This is a genomic window from Curtobacterium poinsettiae (genome assembly GCF_025677645.1).
Lineage (GTDB): Bacteria > Actinomycetota > Actinomycetes > Actinomycetales > Microbacteriaceae > Curtobacterium > Curtobacterium poinsettiae_A.
Genome location: NZ_CP106879.1, coordinates 3,337,948 through 3,361,717 on the forward strand (window position 1 = coordinate 3,337,948; position 23,770 = coordinate 3,361,717).

Here is a 23,770-nt window from a genome sequence, read left to right on the forward strand (position 1 = left end):
TACCACCGACGGTGCAGACTCGGGGCATGACCGCCGAACCCGACGACCACTTCTTCGTCGTGGACGGACGACGCTGGCGCCGCACCGACCCGGCGCTGCCCGAGCACGTCGCCGCCGCCCTCCGCTCGCACCTGGGCCGCGGTCGCAACGCCGTCAAGCAGGCGAAGCGGGCGGGCGACGACGCTGCCCTCGAGGCCGCGCGACACCGCAACGGTCTCGCCAAGCACGGCCTCGGCGAACGGGGTCCGGAGTGGTGGACCCGCCCCGAGGCCGACCGGATCGCTGTTGCCGAGCACGCCCTCGCCGAGCTGGACGCCCGCGACCGCGACTGATCCTTCCCATCACGCCCGCGATGGAGAGCAGCATCGGGCGTACCTGGTCGAAAGTTCCGACCAGGTACGCCCGATTCGACCAGGTACGCCCGATTCGACCAGGCCGCGCGGCTAGGCCTCGGTGTGGCCCAGGTCGGGCTCGACGAGCAGGCACGCGGTGCGGGACGCGGCGGCGTGCAGTTCGAGCACGACGAGCTCGTTGCGACCGCGGCGGAGCACCGGCCCCGGGATCGCCAAGGTCTGCTGCGGGCCTCGTGACCAGTACCGACCGAGGCAGAACCCGTTGACCCAGGCGACACCCTTCCGGAACCCGTCGAGCGACAGGTACCGGTCGTCCACGGCGTCGAGGTCGAACGTGCCAGCTGCGAACGTCGGCCCGGCGAGCACCTCGCCACCGGTCGGAGCGACCTCGGACAGCGCGGCCACGGCGGCAGGTGCGATGGGGTCGAGGGCGAGCGGCGATGCCGTCCACCGGGCAACCGGGACGCCGTCGATCGAGACGCCCCCGACCAGGCCCTTCGGCTCGCCGATGCGGATGCCGTAGTCGACGCGGCCCTGGTCCTCGACGAGGAGCTCGAGCGTGCCGGTCACCGGCGGCAGGGTGATGGCGCGGTCGTGGTGCTCGCGTTCCAGGACCCCGACCACGACACCGTCGGCCGAGACGATCGCACGGTCACGCACCTCGGTGCCGACGGTCAGCACCCCGCCGGCGGGCAGGTCGACCTCGGCGCGGTAGGCGACGAAGCCGCTCGCAGCTCCGAGCGAGTCGAAGGTCGGCGGCTCGTCGTGCGCGGACCACGTCGTGAGCGTGGGCAGCAGGGAACGGAGCGACGCGACGCGGTCCAGACGGACGGCGAGGTCCGTGGCGGGGGTGATCCGGGCCTCCAGGCCGACTCCGTCCGCCACATCGGACGCGAGCCGACCCGATCCACCCGGCTCCATCGACGCCGGCAGCGGCGGGACGGGCGCGTAGCGCTCGATGACCGCGCGGAAGGCGTGGAACTTCGCCGTCGGTCGGCCGGCCTCGTCGAGCGGGGCGTCGTAGTCGTACGACGTCGCGATCGGACGGTAGACGCCCTTGTCGTTCGCGCCGTTCGTGAAGCCGAAGTTCGTGCCGCCGTGGAACATGTAGATGTTCACCGATCCCCCGGCGGCGAGCAGGTCGTCGAGGTCCGACGCCGAGGCAGCCGCAGGGGTGGTGTGGTGGTGCTCGCCCCAGCTGTCGAACCAGCCGTCCCAGAACTCCGAGCACATGAGCGGACCGGTCGGCTGCGCCTGGCGCAGGCGGGCGAGTCGTTCGGTGGAGCGCGACCCGAACGAGCCGGTCTTGTGCAGCGAGGGCAGGGAGCCGTCCTCGAGCATCGTGCCCATCGGCTGGTCGACGCTCGTGAAGGGAACGGTGAGCCCGATCGACCGGTGCATCGCCTCGAGCTCCCGCAGGTACGAGGGGTCGGAGCCGTAGGCGCCGTACTCGTTCTCGACCTGCACCAGGACGATGGGCCCGCCCTGGTCGATCTGCCGCGGGACCAGCACGGGGGCCAGGTGCTGCAGGTACGTCTCGACCGCTGCGAGGAACCCGGGCTCGTTGCGCCGGACGCCCACGGAGCCGTCCGCGAACAACCAGTACGGCAGCCCGCCGTTCGTCCACTCGGCACAGATGTAGGGGCCGGGGCGGACGATGGCGTGCATGCCCTCGGCGGCGACGAGGTCGAGGAAGCGGCCGAGGTCCAGCCCACCCGACAGGTCGAACACCCCGGGCGACGGCGCGTGCGCGTTCCAGGCGACGTAGGTCTCGATGGTGTTGAGGCCCATCAGCTTCGCCTTGCGGATCCGGTCGGCCCACAGGTCGGGGTGCACGCGGAAGTAGTGGATCGCACCGGACAGGATCCGGTGCGGCTCGCCGTCGAGCAGGAAGTCGGTGTCGCCGATGGCGAAGCGCATGGTGTGATTCTCTCGTTGCCGGCCGGGCCGGTCGTGGAGCCGGCGGGGCGTGGAGCGGGGCCGTGCGGACGTGTCCGCACGGCCCCGCCAAGGGTGCGGTGCTACTTGGTCGAGACCGTGAAGCCCTGGTCCTTGCCGTACTTGGCGAGGGCCTTCTGCCAGGCCTCGAGGCCGGCGTCGAGCGAGGTGCCGTTCTCGTACGCCTGACCGACGGTGTCGGCGTAGACGCTGTTCGCGTACACCTGGTACGGCAGGTAGGTGAAGTCGTTGTCCGAGGACTTCGACGCGTCGACGAGCACCTTGTTGATCTGCTGACCGCCGAAGTACTCCGGCTTCTCGTCGAGGAACGCGGCCGAGTCCAGGTCGGCGGTGGTCGACGGGAAGCCGCCGGACTCCATGAAGACCTTCGTGGACTCCTTCGAGGAGTTCAGCCACTTGAGGAAGCCGGCGGCCAGGGCCGGGTTCTTCGACTGCTTCATGACGACCTCGGCGCTGCCGCCGTTGTTCGCGGTCTGGGCGGTGCCGCCGTCGTAGGTCGGCATCGGGGCGACGCGCCAGTCACCAGACGCCTGAGCGACGCCGGACTCCAGGTTGCCGGGCATCCAGGCGCCGGTGATCATCGTGGCGATCTCACCGTTGCCGAGCTGCTTGTACCAGTCATCGGTCCAGCCGACGGTCTTCGACAGCAGGCCCTGCTCGACGAGCTCGTTCCAGGTGCTCGTCCACTTCTTGGTGCCCTCGTCCTGCAGGTTGATGGTCACCTTGTCACCGTCGGTGGTGAACGGGGTGCCACCGGCCTGGGCGATCATGCTCGTGGTGAAGCCCGCGTCGCCGGAGTCCGCCGCGAGGTACGCGTTCGGGTCGGCGGCGTGCAGCTTCTTCGCGGCGGCGACGTACTCGTCCCACGTCTTCGGCACGGCGAGGTCGTACTTGTCGAAGACCTTCTTGTTGTAGAACATCGCCATGGGGCCCGAGTCCTGCGGCAGGCCGTAGACCTTGCCGTCGATCGTGACCGAGTTCCAGGTGCTCTTCGCGAACTTGCTCTCGAGGGAGTCGAACCCGTACCCGCTCAGGTCGAGCAGCGATTCGGACAGGGCGAACTGCGGCAACGCGAAGTACTCGACCTGCGCGACGTCGGGGGCGCCCGAGCCGGCCTTGATCGTGTTCTGCAGCTTGGTGTACTGGTCGGCGCCGGTACCGGCGTTGACGAGCTTGACCTGCACCTTCGGGTACTGCTTCTCGAAGGCGGCGACCTGCGCCTTGGCCGACGGGGTCCACGACCAGTAGGTCAGGGTGCCGCCGTCTTTCAGGGCCTTGTCGATGTCGTCGGCCGAACCGCCGGCGGACGACCCGCCGGAGGCGCACGCGGCCAGCGCGATGGCGGCGGTGACGCCGATGGCGAGGGCGCTGAGCCCGCGCCGGAGACGCTTGTTCATGGGAGTGCCTTTCACTTCTTCGTGGAGGGGGTGGAGCTGCTGTGTGCCGGACCGGCCGGCGCGTGGCGGGGTCGCCACGGGCCTGCCGTCCGACGGATCAGGCCTTGACCGACCCGGCCGCGAGGCCGGACTGCCAGAAGCGCTGGAGGAAGAGGAACGCGACCACGATCGGGATGATCGTGAGGAGCGATCCCGTGACGACGAGGTTGTAGATCGGCTGCGCGCCGGACCCGGTGGCCTGGGCGTTCCACTGGTTCAGGCCGACCGTCAGCGGGTACCACTTCGGGTCGCTCAGCATGATGAGCGGCAGGAAGTAGTTGTTCCAGGTGGCGACGACCGCGAAGAGCAGGACGGTGACGACGCCGGGCGCGAGCAGGCGGAGCGCGATGGTGAAGAAGATCCGGAACTCGCCGGCGCCGTCCATGCGGGCGGCCTCGAGGAGCTCGGCGGGGATCGCGTCGACCGCGTAGGTCCAGATCAGGTACATGCCGAACGGGCTGATCAGCGAGGGCAGGATGATCGCCCACGGGGTGTTGGTCAGGCCGACCTGCGAGAAGAGCAGGAACGTCGGGACCGCGAGGGCCGTGCCGGGGACCGCGATGGCGCCGAGGACGACGGCGAAGACCGCGCGCCGACCGGGGAACTGGAACTTCGCCATGCCGTAGCCCGCGACGGTGGCGAGCAGGGTGGCTCCGCCGGCACCGACGACGACGTAGAGCAGCGTGTTGCCGAACCACTGCAGGAAGATGCCGTCGTTGTAGGTCAGCGTGTCGACGATGTTCTGCCAGAGGTTGAAGTCCCCGCCGAACCACAGACCGAACGTGGAGAGCAGCGACGCCTGCGTCTTCGTGCTGTTCACGAGCAGGTAGAACAGCGGCGCGAACGAGTACACCACGAAGACGACCATCACCGCGGTGAGCAGGCCGGAACGCTTCGGCTTGCGTCCGTCGACGTGCTGTTCGGCCTTGCGGGAGGCGCGGATCGACCGGGTGCGCGGCGCACGTTGCGTCGTGGTCGCCTCGGTCACCGTGGCCGCTGCGGGCCCGGCGGGGTGCTGGATGGTGCTCATCGGTTCTCCTCGCGGGTGCCGCGGACCTGGACGACGTAGGCGATCACCGCGGTGATCACGCCCATCACGATCGCCACCGTGGCGGAGTAGTTGAACTGCTGGCCGCTGAAGGACAGCGAGTAGGCGTACATGTTCGGGGTGAAGGCGCTGCCGATGACGTTCGGGGCGAGGGTCTTGAGCAGGTTCGGCTCGTTGAAGAGCTGGAAGCTGCCGATGATCGAGAAGATCGTGGCGATGACCATCGGGCCGCGGAGCGCCGGGAGCTTGATCGAGAAGACCGTGCGCAGCGGACCGGCACCGTCGAGCTCGGCCGCCTCGTACAGCTCACCGGGGACGGTGCGGAGTGCGGCGTAGAAGATCAGCATGTTGTAGCCGAGGAACTCCCACGTGACCACGTTGCCGATCGACGTCAGGACCCAGCTCGGGCTGAACGGCTGCAGCAGGTCGATGCCGAGGGCGTCGTTCGCGGCGCCCGTCAGACCGAACTGGTTGCCGTAGATGAAGCCCCAGATCAGGGCCGCGACGACCCCGGGAACGGCGTAGGGCAGGAACACCGCGATGCGGAAGAAGCTCGTCCCCCACAGTCGGGCGCTGTCCAGGGCCAGGGCGGCGACGAGCGCGAGCCCGAGCATGATCGGCACCTGGACGACCAGGAAGACGGCGACCCGACCGAACCCGGACCAGAACTTGGCGTCCTGGAAGAGCTGCACGTAGTTGGCGAACCAGACGAACTGGTTGCCACCGATGAGCTGGTCGCGGAACAGGCTGAGCCAGAGCGCGTACCCGATCGGCACGATGAGCATCAGGACCAGGACGACGACGAACGGCCCGACGAACAGCCATCCGGTGAACCGTCCCCGCGGCTTGGGGCGGCGGCCGGCGGGGCGCTCGGCGGTGGGGCGCGGTGCTGCCTCACCGGGGCGCGCTGCGAGCGTGCTCATGTGACTCCTTCGTCTGCTGCGTTCGGGCGGTCGGTGTCGGCGACTCGGCCCGGGCCGGATCAGGGTGTCCGGGCGGTCACCGATGTTGACGTCAACATCGAACGACGCGACGATAGCATGGCAACGTCAACATGCGCTAGCGTCCGGGGAGGCCGACCGTTCGGCCCTCTCGATCCGGAAGGAGCGCCAGCGTGACGATGGAGTCCCCCGCCGGCACCCGCCGCGCCCCCTCGATGGCCGCCGTTGCCGACGTCGCCGGGGTGTCGATGCAGACGGTCTCGCGCGTCGCCCGGGGCTTCGACAACGTCAGCCCGGAGACCCGCGACCGCGTCCAGCGCGCGATGGAGTCCCTGGGCTACCGGCCCAACCGTGCCGCCCGCGCCCTGCGCTCCGGCCGCTTCCGCACCATCGGCGTGATCATGTTCACGCTCGCGTCCTTCGGCAACATGCGCACGCTCGAGGCGATCGCCGACGCCGCCGGGGTCGCCGACTTCACGATCACCCTGCTGCCCATGGCCTCGCGCACCGAGGCGGGCGTCCGCTCCGCGTTCTCGCGCCTGCACGAACAGGCCGTCGACGGCGTCGTGATCATCATCGAGTCGCACATCATCGACACCGCCGAGGTCGTGCTGCCCGACGGCGTGCCGATGGTCATCGTCGACTCCACGGGCAGCACCGACCACCCCGCGATCGACACCGACCAGGCCGACGGCGCTCGGCAGGCCACGCAGCACCTGCTCGACCTGGGCCACGAGACCGTCTGGCACGTCGCCGGGCCGGAGTCGTCGTACTCGGCAGCCCGGCGCCTCGCCGCGTGGCAGGACACCCTGACGCGCGCCGGTCGACCGGTTCCCCCGGTGTTCCACGGCGGATGGACGACCGAGCACGGCTACGAGGCCGGGCTCGAGATCGCCGCACGCCCGGAGATCACCGCGGTGTTCGCCGCGAACGACCAGACCGCTCTCGGTGTCCTCCGCGCCGCACACGAGTCCGGTCGCCCGGTGCCGTCCTCGCTCAGCGTGGTGGGGTTCGACGACTCCCCCGAGTCCGACTCGTTCTGGCCGCCCCTGACCACCGTGCACCAGTCCTTCGACGAGGTCGGCCGCCGAGCGGTCGCGAACCTGCTCGCCCAGATCGACGGCGAGCGGGTCAGCGTCGTGGCCGACCTGGTGCCGGTGCGGCTCGTCGAGCGCGCGAGCACGGCGGCGCCGCCGGCGCGCTGACGCGGCGCGCCCGTCCACCGAAGCGACACGCTGCCGCCGAAGATCCGGGGAGAACTGTCGCTCCCGCGGACCTGACCCGCCTCCCTGCCGGCCACCTGTCGCTTCGGCAACCACACGCCGGACGGGAGGCCCGGTGCCAGGCCGCCACGGGCCTCCCGGCCGCCGCGCGGGCCACGTCACAGGCCCGGCGACAGTCCACGCGCCCGTCACCCCGTGAGACGTCCCCCAGCCCGTGACGGCGCGGTCGCCGCGCGGTCGCCGCGCACCCGCGCCCGCAACGAGCAGAGGACGTCGGGCGCGAGCGCCCGACGTCCTCTGTGCTCACTCGACGCCCGCCGTGGCGTGCGCCGAGGCGTCCGGTCAGCCGATCGAGACGGCGGTCCAGGAGACCGGCGGGAGCTCGATCGTGACGGTGTCCCCCTCGCGGCGGACCGACTCGTTCGTGCGCAGCCCCACGCGCGAGGTGTTCTCCAGGTCGTTCACGGCGTGCAGGTCGTCGTCCCAGACGCCCTCGGCGTGGACGTCACCCGTCGCACCGATGCCGGCGAGGTCGATCGTCACCGTGGTCGGCTCGGACGGGTGGCGGTTCACCAGGAAGACCGCTGCCTTGCCGTCCTCGGACACGGTGGCGGCGGAGTCCACGACCGGGACCTCACCGTACTTGCCGCCGTCGACCGTGTCGCCCGAGGCCTTGACCTGCAGCGAGGTGCCCTGCGCCAGGCGCGAGGTGACCGAGAACGGGAAGAAGGTCGTCTGGCGCCAGGCCGGTCCGCCGGGCTCGGTCATGATCGGGCCGATCACGTTGACGAGCTGGGCGAGCGAGGCCGAGGCGACGCGGTCGGCGTGCCGGAGCAGTGAGATGAGCAGGCCACCCACGACGACGGCGTCGGCGACGGTGTAGACGTCCTCGAGCAGACGCGGGGCGACGGGCCACTCGTCGAGCGTGAAGGTCTTGGCCTTCGCTTCCCACTTCTTGATCGACCAGACGTTCCACTCGTCGAACGAGATGTCGATGCGCTTGTCGGACTTCTTCTGCGCCTGGACGTGGTCGGCGGCCGTGGTGACCGTCTTGATGAAGTGGTCCATGTTGACGCCCGACGCGAGGAACGACGGCAGGTCGTCGTCCTCCTCGTAGTAGGCGTGCGCGGAGATGTAGTCGACGTCGTCGTAGGTGTGCTCGAGGACGGTGCGCTCCCACTCGCCGAACGTCGGCATCGACGCCCCGGAGGAACCGCAGGCGACGAGCTCGAGGTCGGGCTGGATCTGCCGCATGGCCTTGGCGGTCATGGCGGCGAGCTTGCCGTAGTCGTCGGCGTTCTTGTGGCCGAGCTGCCACGGGCCGTCCATCTCGTTGCCGAGGCACCACATCGTGATGGCGAAGGGTTCCTGGCGACCGTTCGAACGGCGGTATTCGGACAGTGCCGTCCCGGCGTCGATGTTGGCGTACTCGAGGAGCTCGATGGCTTCCTGCGTGCCGCGGGTGCCGAGGTTCACGGCGAGCATGAGCTCCGAGCCGACCTGGTCGAGCCAGTGCTGGAACTCGTGCAGGCCGACCTCGTTCGTCTCGGTCGAGTGCCAGGCGAGGTCGAGGCGGCGGGGGCGCTGCTCGACGGGGCCGACGCCGTCCTCCCACTTGTAGCCGGAGACGAAGTTGCCACCGGGGTAACGGATGGCGGAGACGCCGAGTTCCTTGACGAGCTCGACGACGTCCTTGCGGAAGCCGTGCTCGTCGGCGGTCTCGTGGGCGGGCTCGTGGATGCCGTCGTAGACGTGGCGGCCGAGGTGCTCGACGAACCCGCCGAACAGGCGACGTCGCACCGGCCCCACGGTGAACGCGGCGTCGAGGACGAGGTGTGTGCGGGGCATGGATCTCCTTCGATCGTGGCAGTGCGGTTCGTGCGGGGAGCGGGTGGGGCCACGGACGGGAACCGAAGCGGGCCGTCACGAAAGTGAGCGCTCACCTGCCGGAAACGCTACCGGGTTCCGCGCCGTCGCGAAAGGGGTGGCGGATGCCGGGAGCGAGCGCTAATGTGAGCGCTCACGGAGCACCGGAAGGTCGTTCCGTGTCCGGAGCAGCAGTGCTCCGGGTCCGGAGCAGCGATGCTCCGGCGGGAGCACCGACCCTGTTCCCGAGCCCGGCCCATCCCGATGGAGTGATGCCATGCCGATCCCACCCGCAACACCCGCGTCGCGCCTCTCGCGCCGGGGCTTCCTCGCCGCCGGCGCAGCGGCCGCGACGGTCCTGCCGCTCGCCGCCTGCTCGAGTCCCCTCGCCGCCGGCCTCGCCGGCAGTGCGCTCAACCCCGAGACGCTCGTCTTCTGGAACCTGTTCGGCGGCGGCGACGGCGTTCGCATGCAGGCCATGGAGGACGGCTACGCGAAGCAGCACGGCGGCTCGAGCGCGCTGCAGGGCACCACGTTCGCGTGGGGCAACCCGTACTACTCGAAGCTGACACTGGCCACCGTCGGGAACAAGCCGCCGGACGTCGCGGTCGCGCACCTGACCCGCGCGAAGCCGCTCTGGGACGGTGACCTGCTCGACCCGATCACGTCCGACGACCTGGCGAGCGTCGGCCTGAGCGCCGCCGACTTCAACCAGAAGGCCTGGGCGGCGCAGAAGACCGACGGCAACAACATCGCGGTCCCGCTCGACACCCACCCCTTCGTCCTCTTCTACAACGTCGACGTCTGCAAGAAGGCCGGTCTGATCGACGGCGACGGCAACCTCGTCGACCTCAACGGCATGGACAACTTCGAGAAGGCCCTCGCCGCGGTCGCCAAGGTCACCGGCGGCACGGCGCTGAACGTCGCGAACGTCGTGCCGGAGACGGCCACCCCGTGGCGCTTCTTCTGGACGATGTACAACCAGCTGAAGGACGCCACCCCGTTCATCAGCGACGGCGGGTCGAAGCTCACCGTCAACGAGGACGCCTACAACGAGGTCACGAGCCGGACCCAGAAGTGGGTGAAGGAGGGCTGGCTGAACAAGGCCCTCGACTACGCCACCGCGCAGTCGCTCATGTTCGACGGCAAGGCCGGCTTCTTCATGCAGGGCGAGTGGGAGATCAGCACCGCGCAGTCGATCAAGGGCCTGAACTTCGGCATGGCGCCGATCCCCCAGCTCTACGACAAGCCGGCGACCCAGGCGGACTCGCACACGTTCGTCCTGCCCAAAAAGGACCGCACCCCGGAGCAGCGCAAGCAGCACATGCTCTTCATCAAGCAGATGCTCGAGCAGAGCCTGACGTGGGCCGAGGGCGGGCACGTGCCGGCCTACATCCCGACGTTCGACAGTTCGGCGTACAAGAAGCTCACGCCGCAGTCGAACTACGCGGCCGCAGCCGAGACCGCCGTGTTCGACGACGCCGCCTGGTACGGCGGTTCCGGCTCGACGTTCGAGGGCACGGTGGGCGCCCAGCTCGCCCTCGTGCAGCAGGGCAGCTCGTCCCCCGCGCAGGCACTGCGCGCCATCAAGTCGCAGCTCGCGACGTACCTCAACACCCCGAGCCCCCTGTGACCCGGCACGCAACCGCCCGGCAGGCTCCCTCCGGGCAGACGACCCCCGCGATCGCCGTGAACACCGCGCGAAAGGCACGATGACGTGACCACAGCACCTGTCCTCGACCGGCCGACGGACGCGACCACCGCGCCGCGTCCACGCCGGAACCGCTCCTACGGCTCCAGTGTGAACCGCGGCCAGGGCCGCAGCGGCTGGCTGTTCCTCGCCCCGTTCGGCCTGTTCTACGTGGCCTTCCTGCTCGGCCCGACGGTCTGGATGATCGTCACGAGCTTCTTCAACACCTCGACCGTCCGCACCGGGCTCGGCAGCTTCGCGGGGTTCGCGAACTACGCCGAGATGCTCGGGCGCAGCGACTTCTGGTCGTCGCTCTGGCACACGCTGCAGTTCACGCTGTACACGACCCCGCCGCTCGTCATCCTGGCGTTCGTGTTCGCCGTACTGACGAACCGGATGAACCGCGGCCAGTGGTTCTTCCGCCTGGCGTTCTTCCTGCCGTTCATCCTGCCGTCGGCGACGATCTCGCTGATCTGGGTGTTCATCTTCACGCCGAGCACCGGCCTGTGGGCGAGCCTGCAGTCGGCGATCGGCATGACCCCCGGCTCGGGCATGCTCTCGAGCCCGAACACGGCCATGATCGGTGTGGCGATCGCCACCGTGTGGTGGACCCTCGGCTTCAACTTCGTGCTCTACCTGGCCGGTCTGCAGGAGATCCCGCGCGAACTGTACGAGGCAGCCGCGGTCGACGGTGCGTCGAACTGGCAGCAGATCAAGTCGATCACGCTCCCCCTGCTCGGCCGCACCACGACGCTGGTCGTCCTGCTGCAGATCATCGCGAGCCTGAAGATCTTCGACCAGGTCTACCTGATGACGAACGGCGGGCCGGGCATCTCGACCCAGGTCTCGCTGCAGCTCATCACCGGCGTCGGCTTCACCGACAACCGGCTCGGAGCCGCATCGGCCGCGTCGGTCCTCCTGTTCATCGTGATCGTGGCGATCGCGGTCATCCGGCAGCTCGTCGAGCGCGCTGCCGCCAAGCGAGAGATCGGGGCCTGACATGACCGCCACCGAGAGCATCACCACCGGCCGCAAGCTCCGCACCGGCGTCTCGTCCGCCGCTCCCACGAGCGCCGCGAAGATCGGCGTCAGCGGTCGTGGCTTCACGATCGCTTCGGGGATCGTCCTGACGATCTTCGCGATCATCTGGCTCATCCCGAGCGTGTTCGCCCTGAAGACGTCGCTGTCCGACAACGGCGTCGCCGCCCTCGGCGCCAATGCGATCCTGTCCAACTGGAACCCGACGCTGCACTCGTACTCGTCGCTGTTCCAGGCCGGCGACATCTGGAACTGGTACCTCGCCAGTGCCATCACGAGCGTCGTCACGGCCGCACTCACCGTGCTGTTCGCGTCGATGGCTGCGTTCGCGCTGTCGCGGCTGGTGTTCCGCGGCCGCAACATCGCGTTCCTGCTCATCATCCTCGGGATCATGATCCCGACGCAGGTGCTGATCATCCCGATCTTCCAGGAGCTCAACGCGGTCGGCCTGCTCAACACCTACTGGTCGGTGATCTTCCCGCAGGTGCCCGCCGTGATCGCGGTGTTCATCTTCAAGCAGTTCTTCGACGGCATCCCGAAGGAGCTCGAAGAGGCCGCGCGCATCGACGGGGCCGGCATCTGGAAGGTCTACTGGTCGGTCATCCTGCCGCTGTCGCGTCCGGTGATCGCGGCCGTGACGATCCTGACCTTCGTCGGGGTGTGGAACAACCTGCTGCTGCCGCTGTTCGTGCTGTCCAACCCGGACCTCATGACGATCCCGGTCGGGCTCGCCACGGTCCAGGGCAGCTTCGGCCAGCGCTACGCCGACATCCAGGCGGGTGCGATCCTCGCGGCGCTGCCGTTGATCATCCTCTACCTGATCTTCCAGCGGCAGATCGTGGAGGGCGTGACGGGCTCGGGCCTCAAGGGCTGACGCGACCCCACCACGGACGGGAGGCCCGGTGCCAGCTGGCACCGGGCCTCCCGGCCGTCCGTTGGTCGCGTCGCGTGCGCGGCGCGGCTGGTGCTGTCGGGCGTACCTGGCGGAACCGGACGTACCTGGTCGGAAGATCTGTGACGGTACGCCCGAACGCACCAGGCAGCGCGCCCGCCAGAGGAAGGAACACGCGTACCTGGGCGGAACGGGCATACCTGGCTCGATCGGGCGTACCTGGTCGGAACGGGCGTACCTGGTCGGAAGATCTGTGACGGTATGCCCGAAAGCACCAGGCCACGCGCGCGCCAGGAGAAAGACCGGGCGTACCTGGTCGGAACGGGCGTACCTGGTCGGAAAATCTGTGACGGTATGCCCGAAAGCACCAGGCAACGCGCCCGCCAGGGGAAAGACCGGGCGTACCTGATCGGAACGGGCGTACCTGCCAGGCACCGCGCGGGTCAGGCGGGGACGGAGACCTTCGTCTCGTGCTTCCAGAACCCGGAGAACGTGATGCGCGACTTCGGCAGGCCCGCACGGTGCAGGTGGCGGCGGCCCTCGGTGGCGAGTCGCGACTCCCCCACGACGAACGCGTACCCCTGGTCGTCGGACGGCACGTGCCGCTGCAGTTCGGCGAGGGCGCCACTGCCGGGGACGGCACCCGGCTGCCGCACGATCCAGGTCACCTGCACGCCGGTGGGGGCGTCGAGGTCGCGGATGTCGGCGGCGGTCGGGACCTCTTGGATGATGCGGCCGACGGTGTCGCGCGGCAACGAGGCGGCGATGCCGACGACGCCGGGCAGGCCGGTCTCCTCGGCGGCGACGACGACCTCGCTGGTGCCTGCGGGGACGTCGAAGATGCAGCCCTGGTCGAGCATCGCGAGCTCCTCGCCGGGGCGTGCGGCGCAGGCCCAGATCGCGGCCCGACCCTCGAGCTCGCCGCGGTGGTCCAGGTGCACGACGAAGTCGATGTCGAGCTCGGCGGTGCCGTCGGCGAGCAGGCGGTACGCGGCGACGGTGTAGTTCGCGCAGTGGGGGCGGATGTCCTCGGGGATGCCGAGGAACGTCGGCCACCACTTCTTGCCGTCCAGGTCGGGCATCCGGAAGGCGTCCTGGTCGGGGCGCCGGACGAACAGGCGGAACCAGTGGTCGAAACCGAGGTAACCGAACTCGTGCAGGTCGTCCCCGGTGACGGTGACGCGCTGCATCGAGGGGGTCACCCGCTGGGTCCTGAGGACACGGGCGCGGAAGAGCCGGGGGTTCGTCGGCAGGAGCCGCGGGGTCTTCGCCATGAGGCAAGGCTAACCTAAGATGACTTCCGTGCCAGCCCCCAATCCCGTTCTGGCTTCCGGTCCGGAGGTCCCCGAACCCGTCGCGTCCAGCACCCGACGCGGCGACGCGTCCCGCGCCCTCGGCGTCCACCGGACCGCTGTGCGCAGGCGGGCCGTGGTGATCGTCGGACTCGTCGTCGCGCTGGTGCTCGTCGCCGTGGCGAGCATGCTGCTCGGCAGCAACCGCATCGGTGTCGCCGAGGTGTGGGCGGGGCTCACTCGCTCCGGGTCGAGCACCGACGAAGCGATCGTGTGGGGCTCCCGCATCCCGCGCACGCTCATCGGTGCTGCGGTCGGCGCGGCCCTCGGCATCGCCGGGCTGCTCATGCAGGGACACACCCGCAACCCACTCGCCGACCCCGGCCTGTTCGGGGTCTCGTCGGGTGCGGGGCTCGCGGTGGTGCTCGGCGTCTACGTGTTCGGGGTCACGAGCACGAGCGCGACCGTGTGGTTCGCCCTGGTCGGGGCCCTGGTCGCCAGCGTCGTCGTCTTCTCGGTGACCATCGCCGGCAGCGGCACCGCCAGTCCGGTGCCGCTCGCCCTCGCCGGGGCCGCGGTCTCGGCGCTGCTCGCCGCCCTGACCTCCTTCGTCGTGCTGACCGACCAGGCCTCACTCGACGCGTACCGGCTCTGGGTCGTCGGGTCGCTCGCCGCACGCCAGCTCGACATCCTCGGGGCGGTGTGGCCGTTCCTGGCCGCCGGGCTCGTACTCGCGGTGCTGAACGTCCGCGCCCTCGACGCCCTCGGGCTCGGGTCCGAGCTGGCGAAGGGGCTCGGAGAGAACGTGCTCGTCGCCCGGCTCGTCGGTCTGGGCGGGATCACGCTGCTCGCCGCCGGGGCGACGGCTGCGGCCGGCCCGATCGGCTTCGTCGGCCTGACGGTGCCGCACGTCGCCCGCGCGCTCGTCGGCACCGGACACCGCTGGACCCTGCCGGTCTCCGGTCTGGTCGGCGCCGCCCTCGTCCTGCTCGCCGACGTCATCGGTCGCCTGATCGGCGGGTTCTCCGAGGTCGAGGTCGGCATCGTGCTCGCCGTCATCGGCGGCCCGGTGTTCGTGGCCGTGGCCCGCCGCCGATCGCTGGTGTCGCTGTGAGCGGGGCAGCGGTGCGCAGCACCGGGCGCACGCCCGGCAGCACGCCCGAGACCACCGCACCGGGCACGCCCGCCCCGGCTGCACGAACCCCCCGCCGCACCGGCATCCGCATCGGGCCCGTCGGCCTCGCCTGGCGCCCCCGGGTGTTCTGGTACACGGTCGCGTCGCTCGCCGCCGTCCTGGTGCTCATCGTCCTCGGGACGGCGGTCGGCTCGACGTGGATCGCTCCCGGGGTCGTCATCCGGTCCCTGCTCGGCCTGGAGTCCGGGCCGGACGCCTTCATCATCACCACCCTGCGCCTGCCCCGCGTGCTCACCGGCGCGCTCGTCGGCCTGACGCTCGGGGTCGCCGGCGGGCTCACCCAGACCTTCACCCGCAACCCGCTCGGCACCCCGGACATCATCGGCGTCACCGCGGGTGCGAGCGTGGGTGCGGTCGCGGCGATCGTCCTCGGCGGCGGGACGTACTCGGTGTCCTCCCTGGTGCTCGGTGGCGGGATCCCGGTGGCCGCAACGATCGGCGCCCTGGTCGCAGCGGTCCTGGTGTACGGCCTGGGCTGGCGCGGCGGCGTGCAGAGCTACCGACTCGTGCTGGTCGGCATCGGCGTGAGCGCGACCCTCGACGCGGTGACCAGCTACCTGCTCGTCCGCGCGAAGATCACCGTGGCCACCGCGGCGTCGCAGTGGCTCGTCGGCAGCCTGTCGAGCACGTCGTGGGAGAGCGTCTGGCCGCTGCTCGCGGTGGCCGTCGTCGCGGTGCCGATCGCGCTCGCGACGAGTGCAGCTCTCGGCATCGGGCAGCTCGGCGACGAGGTCGCGACGGGCGTCGGACTCGGCGTCCAGCGGCACCGGCTGCTCGTCATCGCGCTCGCGGTCGTGCTGACCGCCGCCGCCGTGGCCGCCGCCGGACCGGTCGGCTTCGTCGCGTTCGTCGTCCCGCAGGTCGGGCTCCGGCTCGCCGGTACGAACCGGCCGCCGCTGCTGCTCGCCGGTGCCCTCGGTGCCGTGCTCGTGCTCGCCGCCGACCTGCTGTCCCGTTCCGCGTTCCCGTGGCAGGTGCCGGTCGGCATCATCACCACCGTGATCGGGGCGCCGTACCTGATCTGGCTCCTCGTCCGTCACCGCAAGGAGATGTCCCGATGACAGCACCACACCAGCACCAGGACCAGCACCAGAAGGGGCACCAGGGCCAGGGCAACGGCCAGCTCGACACCCCCGTCCTCGAAGCCACGGCCCTGTCCGTCGGCTACGACCGCCAGCCCGTGCTGCGCGACCTGGACCTGCGCATCGAACGCGGCACCGTCACGACGTTCCTCGGCGCGAACGGCTGCGGCAAGTCGACCCTGCTCAAGGCCTTCGGACGCGTGCTCAAGCCGCAGGCCGGCGAGGTCCTGCTCGACGGCACCCCGATCCGCAGGGAGCCGAACCGCCAGGTCGCCCGCAAGCTCGCGATCCTGCCGCAGTCCCCCGTCGCCCCAGCGGGCACCAGCGTGCTCGACCTGGTGATGCGGGGCCGGAATCCGCACCAGTCGTGGGCGAAGCCGTGGACCGCCGAGGACGCCGCCGTCGCCGAAGAGGCGATCGCCGCCACCGGTCTGACCGAGGTCGCACACCGCGACGTCACGAGCCTGTCCGGCGGGCAGCGCCAGCGCGCCTGGATCGCCATGGTCGTCGCGCAGCAGGCCCAGACGCTCCTGCTCGACGAGCCGACGACCTACCTGGATCTCGCGCACCAGCTGGAGGTCCTGCGGCTCGTCCGGCGGCTGAACCGCGAGCAGGGGTCGACGATCGTGATGGTGCTGCACGACCTGTCGCTCGCGGCGCGGTACTCCGACCGGCTCGTGGTGCTGCACGACGGCGGGGTCGTGGCCGACGGCACCCCCCACGACGTCCTCACCCCGGCACTGCTCGAGCACGCGTTCGGCCTGCACGCCCGGGTGTTCCCCGACCCGGTGACCGGTGCACCGATGATCGTGCCCGAGACGGACGAGCACGACCCCGTCCCGGGCGCCCCGACCGAGCACACAGACGCGAGCGCCCCGACCGAGCACACGGAGCCGACGAAAACCGAAGACGCGCTGGCGAGTGCTGCGAACTTAGGTTAGCCTCTCCTAACGTGAAGACCTCCCGACGTGGCCACCTGCGCGCCGCCCTCCTGACCTCCGTGACCGTCTCGGCACTCCTCCTCACCGGCTGCTCGAGCACCGGCAACTCGAACGACTCCGACTCCGACGGCGGCACCGCCGCGTCGGAGGCCTGGTCGTACGAGGACGCCACGGGCGCCACCGTGAAGGTCGACCACACGCCGAAGCGCGTCGTCGTGCTGAATGACATCGCCCTGTCGTTCATCGAGTACGGCCTGAAGCCCGTCGGCACCTTCGGGCAGCTGACGATGGCGAAGGACGCCCGGTTCAAGGGTCTCGACACCGACGGCATCACGCAGCTCGGTACCGCCTACGGCGACATCGACCTCGAGCAGCTCGCCGCGCTCAAGCCCGACCTCGTCGTCACCTCGGTCTACCCCACCGATGCCAAGGGCACGCTCGACACGAAGCAGCCCGGCTACGGCTTCAAGGACAAGGCGCAGGAGAAGCAGATCGAGGCCATCGCGCCGGTCGTCCAGGTGAAGTGGGGCGGCAAGGGCGAGGACGTCATCGAGACGATCGCCGAACTGTCCGAGTCCCTCGGTGCGAAGGAGTCGACGGTCGACGCCGCCGAGGAGCGCTTCGACACCGCGGCCGACGAGCTCGAGAAGGTCTCGAAGGAGAAGGACCTGTCGGTCGTCTCGATGTACGCCGACGGTGACGGCGCGTACGTCACCCGTCCGACCGACGAGCCGTCGCTGCAGATGTACGCGTCGTACGGGGTCGACTTCGTCGACCCGAAGCCCGAGGGCTTCTACTGGGGCATCTACTCGTGGGAGAACGCCGGCCAGATCACCGGTGACGTACTGCTGCTGTCGCAGCAGGGCTACCAGGTCGCAGATCTCGAGAAGCAGCCGACCTTCGCCGACAACGCCGCGCTTGAGGCGGGGCAGGTCCACAGCTGGACGTTCCCGGCCCTCGACTACGCGTCGCAGGCCGACTACATGACCAAGCTCGCGGGCTGGCTCGAGGACAGCAAGAAGCTGTCCTAGGACGCAACCGAGAACCGGCCGGGAGGCACGGTGCCAGCTGGCACCGTGCCTCCCGGCCGTTCGTGGTTGCGTTCCGGGCCGTCAGCCGACCGGCAACGCCGCGTTCACCGCCGTCTGCGCGTCGCGCCAGACGGCCGCGCGTGACCCCGCGTAGGTGCCGCCCTGACCGTTGGAGAACGACCGCAGGTTGTGCTTGGCGCCGTCCGTGTTGCCCTGCCAGTAGGCGGTGACGGCCCGCGCGGTCCCGCCCACCAGCCACACCTGGTCGGCCGCGTCCGTGGTACCGGTCTTGCCGAACAGCGTCGCGCCGTCGGGGGTCTGGCCACCGCTCGCCGTCCCGCCGCGGAACGCGCCCTGCATGACGTCGAACGCGGTGGCCGCCGTCTGCGGCGACACCGCCTGCGTGCACGTGCGGGGTTGTCCGCCGAGTTCCTCGCCGTCGGGGGCGATGACCTGGTCGATCACCACGGGTGCACAGAACCGCCCGCCGTTCGCGATGCCCGCGTAGGCCGACGCCATCGTGAGCGGGGCGATGCTCTCGGTGCCGAGCAGGGACGCCGGGTTCCAGGGCAGCTCGCCACCGGTCGCCAGGTGCACCCCCAGCCCCTCGGCGACGTCGCGGATGTCGCACAGGTCGAGCTGTTCGGCCATCGACTGGTACGCCGCGTTCACGGACTGCGCCGTCGCCGACCGGACCGAGTACGGACCACGCTGCCCGGGTGAGTCGTTCTTCGGCTGCCAGAACGCCGAGGTGGGTCCACCGCAGGCGGTCCACTCGCTGTGCGGGTGCGGTGTGCCGTTGACGACGGTGTCCGGGCTGCGGCCGGCCTCGATCCACGCCAGCAGGGTGAACATCTTGTAGGTCGAACCGGTCTGGAACCCCGTCGAGCCGCCGTCCGCCTGGTCGGTGGCGTAGTTCAGCGAGGTCGCCGTGCGGGGCGCGTCGGACGACCGGTCGTGGTCGGTGTTCTGCGCCATCGTCAGCACACGACCCGTCCCGGCCTCGACCGTGTTGAACGTTGCCCCCAGCGCCAGCCGCGTCTCGGTCTTCGGGTCGTACTGGTCCAGCAGCCGCTTCTGTTGAGCGTTCAGGTCGAGGTCGAGCGTCGTCTGGATCCGGTACCCGCCGGTGCGCCACGCGTCCGCCCGCTGCTGCTTCGTCGTGCCGAGCTGCGGGAGCCGTTGGGCGATGGTCTCCGCGTGGTCACAGAAGAACTCCGCACCCACCTCGACCGCCTCGCACCCCTGCTGCGGTGCCGTCAGGTGGACGTAGTCGGCGACACGGGACAGCCGAGCCGTGCGGTACTCCCCGGTCGACAGGTGCCCCTGCTCGTGCATGGACCGCAGGATCACGTTCCGCCGGGCGGCGTTGTCGCGGTGGTGGTCCGGCGTCGACAGGTCGCGTCGCTCCGGCCACTGCACGATCGCGATGAGGGACGCCGCCTCGGCCGGGGTCAGGTCGGTCGCCGACTTGCCGTAGTAGTGCTGCGCCGCCGACTGCACCCCGTAGGTCTGGTCGCCGAAGTAAGCGATGTTCAGGTACGCCGCCAGGATCTGCTGCTTCGTGTACTGCTTCGCCAGGCTGATCGCGAGCTTCATCTCGGCGAGTTTGCGCTGCGGCGTCCGCCGGGTCGCGTCCTCGTAGGCGGCCTCGCGCTCCTCGGCGGTGGGCAGTTCGCTCGCCTGCTGGATCTTGATGTTCCGCACGAGCTGCATCGTCAGGGTCGAACCACCCGACCCGCCCTCGGTCCCGGACGTGGCGACGCTCACGAGCGACCGGACGACGGACGTCGCGTCGACGCCGCCGGTCTCGTAGAACCGCTTGTCCTCGCCGTCCACCGCGGCGTGCTCCAGCTCGTCGCTGATCTGCTCGAGCGAGAGCTCCTGCCGGTCCTGGTCCCACACGTTGGCCAGGTGCACCGGCTCGCCGCCGCGGTACGCCCAGATCTGGTTGCGCTGCGGCAGCTGCCCGATCTCGATGTCCTCCGGCAGCGACTCGAACACCCCGATCGCCGAGGTCGTGCCGACCCCGGCGACCGCGATCACCGGAGTCACCCCGACGCTCACCAGCAACCCGGCGAGCACACTGCCACCCACGAAGCCGAGCGCGGCTCCCCCTGCACGTCGCATCGTCATGTCGTCCGTTCCCCCTCGGTCGCACCGCCATCGGCGCGGTCCGGAGAGGCTCCCAGTCCTGCTCGGGCAGGCGCCGTGACTTCCCCGCGGAACACCGTCGTGTCCGCTGGGAAAGTGCCGGTGGGATCCGCTGCCGACGTGGTCGGCATCGGGCTCGGCGTCGCGGCGCTCGTCTCCGGCCTCGCAGCCGCTCGGCGCAGCGCGGCCTGACCACCGGTCGCGCGCCGCTCCGAACGCCACGGCCGCGGTGGTGGCGGGACCGCCAGGACCAGAGGATCATCGGCTCATGGAGTACTCGACGGCGATGCTCACCGAGGAGACGTGGCCCGACTTCGCCGCGCTCGTCACCCGCAGCAACGGCGTGTGGGGTGGGTGCTGGTGCATCGGTTTCCACCCGGACGGCCCACGCGGCACGCCCGACCCGACGCTGTCCCACCAGGAGGCGAAGCACCGACACGTGCGGAACGGCACGAACCACCAGGTGCTCGTCTACGCCGACGGAACGGCGGTCGGGTGGTGCCAGTTCGGTCGGCCCGTCGAGCTGCCGACGATCCTGAACCCCGGCGCGTACGCGCGTGATGCCTCGACGCCGCCGGACTGGCGGATCGGCTGCGTGTTCGTGGAGTCCCGGCACCGCGGCCAGGGCGTCGCACGTGCCGCGGTGACGACGGCGCTGGAGGAGATCCGGCGGGCCGGCGGCGGGACGGTCGAGGCCTACCCGGAGCAGACCGTCGAGCGGAAGCCGCAGCGCGGGGCCTACCTGCACACCGGACCGGAGGAACTGTTCACGCAGTTCGGGTTCGTGCGCGACCGCCGCATCGCCAAGTGGCGGTGGGTGATGCGCACCACGGTGTGACCGGCGTGCCCGCTCGACGCCGCACTGCCAGGCCGGCGCGCGTACCGTTGGAACAGTGACACGCACCGCTCCGGTACGACCGCACCGCCTCGCCCTCATCGGCGCCGCCGTGGCTCTGGTGATCGGGGTCGGACTGCTCTTCACCCCCTGGGACGGGCCGGTCATCGTGCTCGCCTGGGCGCTCATCGTCGCCGCGGTCGTCCTCGGCGCGGTGACGCTGTTCCTGGTGCGGGCTCCCCGCAGTTAGTCCCTCACGCTGGGCACTTGTCCCCTTTTCTCCCGACTGTCCGAGCGCGGCAACGGGTCTACGGTCTGTCCCGTGCGGCAACGACGCCGCACGATGACGAATCGAGCATCATGCAACGACGGATGAACCGCGTCCTCGCGCTCGCCCTGAGCCTCGGTGTCGTGGGGGCACTGGCGCCGGCGATCTCGGCCCAGGCGGTCGCCACGAGCGACACCCCGGACTTCGGCAGCAACGTGACGATCTACGACCCTTCGGTGCCGGCGTCGACCATCCAGGCCGACGTCGACGCGGCGTTCAACAGCCAGCTGCGCAGCACGACGGCGCAGTTCGGCACGCAGCGGCACGCCTTCCTGTTCAAGCCCGGCAACTACGGCCGCGTCTGGGCGAACCTCGGCTTCTACACGTCGGTCGCCGGGCTCGGAAAGAACCCCGACGACGTCACGATCAACGGCGCGGTGAACGTCGACTCCGGGTGGAACGCCGGTGACGAGAAGAACGCCACCCAGAACTTCTGGCGGTCGGTCGAGAACCTGGCGATCACGCCCGAGACCGGAACCGACCGGTGGGCGGTGTCCCAGGCCGCTCCGATGCGTCGGGTGCACGTCAAGGGGAACCTCACGATGGGGCCGTCGAACCAGGACGGCGGCCAGGGGTACTCGTCCGGCGGCTACATCGCCGACACGAAGGTCGACGGCACGGTGACCTCCGGGTCGCAGCAGCAGTGGTACACGCGGAACTCCACGATCGGGTCGTGGCAGGGCGGCAACTGGAACATGACCTTCTCCGGGGTCCAGGGCGCCCCGGCGAACGACTTCTCGAAGAGCTACACGACCCTCGCCACGACGCCGATCACCCGTGAGAAGCCGTACCTGTACGTGGACTCGTCGAACAAGTACCACGTGTTCGTCCCCTCGCTCAAGCAGAACGCGAGCGGCGTCACGTGGCCGAACACCGCCGGCACCGACCTCCCGATGCGCAACTTCTACGTCGCGCACCCGGGCGACTCGGCGGCGACGATCAACGGCGCCCTCGCACAGGGGCTGAACCTGTTCTTCACCCCGGGCACGTACCAGCTCGACGCCGCGATCAACGTGCAGCGGGCGAACACCGTCGTGACCGGCATCGGGTTCCCGACCCTCGTCCCGACCAAGGGCAACTCCGTCCTGGTGTCGAACGACGTCGCGGGCGTGAACGTCTCGAACATCGTCGTCGACGCCGGCACGCAGAACAGCGCACAGCTGATCCGGCTGGGCACGGCGAACTCGCACATCGACCACGCGGCGAACCCGCAGAGCATCCAGGACGTCTTCTTCCGCGTCGGATCGAGCATCCAGGGCAAGGCGAGCGCCTCCCTGCGGGTCAACGCCGACGACACCCTGATCGACCACATCTGGGCATGGCGTGCAGACCACGGCGGTGCCCCGACCGGCTGGAACGTCAACACGGGTGCGACCGGTGTCGAGGTGAACGGCAACGACGTCCTCGCGACCGGACTCTTCGTCGAGCACTACCAGCAGTACGAGGTGCTCTGGAACGGTGAGAACGGCCGCACGATCTTCTTCCAGAACGAGATGCCGTACGACGTCCCGGACAACGCCTCGTGGCAGAGTCCGACCGGCGCCGGCTACGCGGCCTACAAGGTGGCGTCGTCCGTGACGAAGCACGAGATCTGGGGCGGCGGCGTCTACGCCTTCTTCAACACGAACCCCGCGGTGCACGCGGACCGGGCGTTCGAGGTCCCGCAGACCGCCGGCGTCCGCGCCCACGGGCTCGTCACGGTCTCGCTCGGCGACACGGGCACCATCTCGAGCATCATCAACGGGGTCGGCGGCGCGGTCCCCACACCGGCGGGCAACACCGCACCGAACCGACTCGCGTCGTACAACTGATCGGTGCCGGCGGGAGCGGCTGCTCCTGATCGGTGTCGACGGGAGCGACCACTCCTGATCGAACGACGGCCGACTGCTCCCGCCGGAGCAGTCGGCCGTCGCGCTGTCGTCAGTTCCTCCGCCGCGCGCCCGCGGATCGCGGTGGGTTCGCCCGGAGGTGCTCCGCCGCTCCCCCGAGGATCCGCGCGAGGTCGTCGACGTCCGCGTCCGACATCGACGCGAACAGCAGGGTGTGCAGCGCCTCGATGTGTCCGGGGAAGACCGCGGCGAGGACGTCACGACCGGCCGGGGTGATCGTCACGACCGTGCTGCGTTCGTCGTCGGGCGAAGGCCCGCGCGTGACCAGCCCACGCTGCTCGAGCAGTTGCGCCTGGTAGGTCAGCCCGCTGCGGCTGTAGACGACCCCGTCGGCCAGGTCGGTCATGCGCTGCTGCCCGCCCGGAGCGTCACCGAGCCGGGCGAGCAGCTGGAACTGCACGTAGCTCAGGCCACCCACGTCGCGCAGCTGCCGCTCGACTGCGTGGCGCAGCAGGCTGCTCACCTCGGTGAAGGCGAAGTACGCCCCGAGCTGCGTCGGGGTCAGGGAGTTCGGCGCATCGGTCACGAGATCCATCCTACCCGTTGCTTCGAGTTCGAAGCAGTGCTAGCGTCATCG

At 70.1% G+C, this 23,770-nt stretch carries 20 protein-coding genes; 12 read left to right on the forward strand and 8 right to left on the reverse strand.

Annotated features, from left to right (window positions below):
* The first annotated feature begins 26 nt into the window (after positions 1-26).
* A complete protein-coding gene (locus tag OE229_RS15945; protein ID WP_262138839.1) occupies positions 27-332 on the forward strand; it encodes a biopolymer transporter Tol in 306 nt (101 codons plus the stop codon).
* A gap of 111 nt (positions 333-443) precedes the next feature.
* Here OE229_RS15945 and OE229_RS15950 read toward each other — a convergent pair whose 3' ends face one another.
* The 4 genes from OE229_RS15950 to OE229_RS15965 all read right to left on the reverse strand — a co-directional run bounded on the left by OE229_RS15950 (position 444) and on the right by OE229_RS15965 (position 5,719).
* Positions 444-2,273 carry a glycoside hydrolase family 35 protein gene (locus OE229_RS15950; RefSeq protein ID WP_262138840.1) on the reverse strand — a complete coding sequence of 610 codons (1,830 nt, stop codon included), beginning with the start codon at positions 2,271-2,273 and terminating at the stop codon, positions 444-446.
* 101 nt (positions 2,274-2,374) lie between these two features.
* A complete protein-coding gene (locus tag OE229_RS15955; protein ID WP_209134031.1) occupies positions 2,375-3,709 on the reverse strand; it encodes an ABC transporter substrate-binding protein in 1,335 nt (444 codons plus the stop codon).
* A gap of 97 nt (positions 3,710-3,806) precedes the next feature.
* On the reverse strand, positions 3,807-4,778 hold the full coding sequence (locus OE229_RS15960) for a carbohydrate ABC transporter permease (protein WP_220032968.1): 972 nt from the start codon (positions 4,776-4,778) through the stop codon (positions 3,807-3,809).
* A complete protein-coding gene (locus OE229_RS15965; protein WP_182064770.1) occupies positions 4,775-5,719 on the reverse strand; it encodes a carbohydrate ABC transporter permease in 945 nt (314 codons plus the stop codon). The genes OE229_RS15960 and OE229_RS15965 overlap by 4 nt, the downstream gene beginning before the upstream one ends.
* A gap of 197 nt (positions 5,720-5,916) precedes the next feature.
* Here OE229_RS15965 and OE229_RS15970 point away from each other — a divergent pair, with 197 nt between their 5' ends.
* Positions 5,917-6,942, forward strand: a complete 1,026-nt coding sequence (locus OE229_RS15970; protein ID WP_182064804.1) for a LacI family DNA-binding transcriptional regulator — start codon at positions 5,917-5,919, stop codon at positions 6,940-6,942.
* Positions 6,943-7,302: 360 nt separating this feature from the next.
* Here the strand turns inward: OE229_RS15970 and arfA are convergent, their stop codons facing one another.
* Positions 7,303-8,808: an arabinosylfuranosidase ArfA gene (gene arfA, locus OE229_RS15975; protein ID WP_182064771.1), complete on the reverse strand. Its 1,506-nt coding sequence runs from the start codon at positions 8,806-8,808 to the stop codon at positions 7,303-7,305.
* Between the two features lie 295 nt (positions 8,809-9,103).
* Here arfA and OE229_RS15980 point away from each other — a divergent pair, with 295 nt between their 5' ends.
* From OE229_RS15980 to OE229_RS15990, 3 genes are all read left to right on the forward strand, one after another.
* Positions 9,104-10,459 (forward strand): extracellular solute-binding protein, encoded by a 1,356-nt coding sequence (locus OE229_RS15980; RefSeq protein ID WP_259579916.1) that lies wholly within the window; start codon positions 9,104-9,106, stop codon positions 10,457-10,459.
* A gap of 84 nt (positions 10,460-10,543) precedes the next feature.
* The gene (locus tag OE229_RS15985; protein WP_182064773.1) at positions 10,544-11,515 is read left to right on the forward strand and encodes a carbohydrate ABC transporter permease; all 972 of its coding nucleotides are present in this window, start codon (positions 10,544-10,546) and stop codon (positions 11,513-11,515) included.
* A 1-nt stretch (position 11,516) separates the two neighbouring features.
* Complete coding sequence (locus tag OE229_RS15990; RefSeq protein WP_027466145.1) at positions 11,517-12,428, forward strand: carbohydrate ABC transporter permease; 912 nt, start codon at positions 11,517-11,519, stop codon at positions 12,426-12,428.
* A gap of 461 nt (positions 12,429-12,889) precedes the next feature.
* Here the strand turns inward: OE229_RS15990 and OE229_RS15995 are convergent, their stop codons facing one another.
* Positions 12,890-13,720: a siderophore-interacting protein gene (locus tag OE229_RS15995; RefSeq protein WP_138804112.1), complete on the reverse strand. Its 831-nt coding sequence runs from the start codon at positions 13,718-13,720 to the stop codon at positions 12,890-12,892.
* A gap of 157 nt (positions 13,721-13,877) precedes the next feature.
* On the opposite strand from OE229_RS15995, the gene OE229_RS16000 reads away from it, so the two are divergent.
* From OE229_RS16000 to OE229_RS16015, 4 genes are read left to right on the forward strand one after another with little or no spacing between them, the layout of a single operon-like run.
* The gene (locus OE229_RS16000) at positions 13,878-14,852 is read left to right on the forward strand and encodes a FecCD family ABC transporter permease (RefSeq protein WP_259362690.1); all 975 of its coding nucleotides are present in this window, start codon (positions 13,878-13,880) and stop codon (positions 14,850-14,852) included.
* Positions 14,853-14,863: 11 nt separating this feature from the next.
* Positions 14,864-15,994, forward strand: coding sequence for a FecCD family ABC transporter permease (locus tag OE229_RS16005; protein ID WP_262138841.1), 1,131 nt, complete (start codon positions 14,864-14,866; stop codon positions 15,992-15,994).
* Entirely contained in the window at positions 15,991-16,956 is a 966-nt protein-coding gene (locus tag OE229_RS16010) for an ABC transporter ATP-binding protein (protein ID WP_262138842.1), read from the forward strand. The genes OE229_RS16005 and OE229_RS16010 overlap by 4 nt, the downstream gene beginning before the upstream one ends.
* A gap of 11 nt (positions 16,957-16,967) precedes the next feature.
* On the forward strand, positions 16,968-17,987 hold the full coding sequence (locus tag OE229_RS16015) for an ABC transporter substrate-binding protein (RefSeq protein ID WP_262138844.1): 1,020 nt from the start codon (positions 16,968-16,970) through the stop codon (positions 17,985-17,987).
* Positions 17,988-18,068: 81 nt separating this feature from the next.
* Here the strand turns inward: OE229_RS16015 and OE229_RS16020 are convergent, their stop codons facing one another.
* Positions 18,069-20,123 carry a transglycosylase domain-containing protein gene (locus tag OE229_RS16020; protein WP_262138846.1) on the reverse strand — a complete coding sequence of 685 codons (2,055 nt, stop codon included), beginning with the start codon at positions 20,121-20,123 and terminating at the stop codon, positions 18,069-18,071.
* A gap of 286 nt (positions 20,124-20,409) precedes the next feature.
* Here OE229_RS16020 and OE229_RS16025 point away from each other — a divergent pair, with 286 nt between their 5' ends.
* The 3 genes from OE229_RS16025 to OE229_RS16035 all read left to right on the forward strand — a co-directional run bounded on the left by OE229_RS16025 (position 20,410) and on the right by OE229_RS16035 (position 23,115).
* Entirely contained in the window at positions 20,410-20,979 is a 570-nt protein-coding gene (locus tag OE229_RS16025; protein ID WP_259579927.1) for a GNAT family N-acetyltransferase, read from the forward strand.
* A gap of 55 nt (positions 20,980-21,034) precedes the next feature.
* Positions 21,035-21,226 (forward strand): hypothetical protein, encoded by a 192-nt coding sequence (locus tag OE229_RS16030; RefSeq protein ID WP_110862603.1) that lies wholly within the window; start codon positions 21,035-21,037, stop codon positions 21,224-21,226.
* A 122-nt stretch (positions 21,227-21,348) separates the two neighbouring features.
* Positions 21,349-23,115: a hypothetical protein gene (locus OE229_RS16035; protein WP_182064777.1), complete on the forward strand. Its 1,767-nt coding sequence runs from the start codon at positions 21,349-21,351 to the stop codon at positions 23,113-23,115.
* 109 nt (positions 23,116-23,224) lie between these two features.
* Here the strand turns inward: OE229_RS16035 and OE229_RS16040 are convergent, their stop codons facing one another.
* A complete protein-coding gene (locus tag OE229_RS16040) occupies positions 23,225-23,719 on the reverse strand; it encodes a MarR family winged helix-turn-helix transcriptional regulator (RefSeq protein WP_182064778.1) in 495 nt (164 codons plus the stop codon).
* Positions 23,720-23,770: the final 51 nt, after the last annotated feature.

Bases quoted from the DNA above. Each gene is read 5' to 3' on its own strand.
- OE229_RS15955 (WP_209134031.1), bottom strand. From the start codon at position 3,709: ATGAACAAGCGTCTCCGGCGCGGGCTCAGCGCCCTCGCCATCGGCGTC.
- OE229_RS15995 (WP_138804112.1), bottom strand. From the start codon at position 13,720: ATGGCGAAGACCCCGCGGCTCCTGCCGACGAACCCCCGGCTCTTCCGC.
- arfA (WP_182064771.1), bottom strand. From the start codon at position 8,808: ATGCCCCGCACACACCTCGTCCTCGACGCCGCGTTCACCGTGGGGCCG.
- OE229_RS16025 (WP_259579927.1), top strand. From the start codon at position 20,410: ATGGAGTACTCGACGGCGATGCTCACCGAGGAGACGTGGCCCGACTTC.
- OE229_RS15990 (WP_027466145.1), top strand. From the start codon at position 11,517: ATGACCGCCACCGAGAGCATCACCACCGGCCGCAAGCTCCGCACCGGC.
- OE229_RS16010 (WP_262138842.1), top strand. From the start codon at position 15,991: ATGACAGCACCACACCAGCACCAGGACCAGCACCAGAAGGGGCACCAG.
- OE229_RS15980 (WP_259579916.1), top strand. From the start codon at position 9,104: ATGCCGATCCCACCCGCAACACCCGCGTCGCGCCTCTCGCGCCGGGGC.
- OE229_RS15965 (WP_182064770.1), bottom strand. From the start codon at position 5,719: ATGAGCACGCTCGCAGCGCGCCCCGGTGAGGCAGCACCGCGCCCCACC.
- OE229_RS16020 (WP_262138846.1), bottom strand. From the start codon at position 20,123: ATGACGATGCGACGTGCAGGGGGAGCCGCGCTCGGCTTCGTGGGTGGC.
- OE229_RS15950 (WP_262138840.1), bottom strand. From the start codon at position 2,273: ATGCGCTTCGCCATCGGCGACACCGACTTCCTGCTCGACGGCGAGCCG.
- OE229_RS15970 (WP_182064804.1), top strand. From the start codon at position 5,917: ATGGAGTCCCCCGCCGGCACCCGCCGCGCCCCCTCGATGGCCGCCGTT.
- OE229_RS16035 (WP_182064777.1), top strand. From the start codon at position 21,349: ATGAACCGCGTCCTCGCGCTCGCCCTGAGCCTCGGTGTCGTGGGGGCA.
- OE229_RS15945 (WP_262138839.1), top strand. From the start codon at position 27: ATGACCGCCGAACCCGACGACCACTTCTTCGTCGTGGACGGACGACGC.
- OE229_RS15960 (WP_220032968.1), bottom strand. From the start codon at position 4,778: ATGAGCACCATCCAGCACCCCGCCGGGCCCGCAGCGGCCACGGTGACC.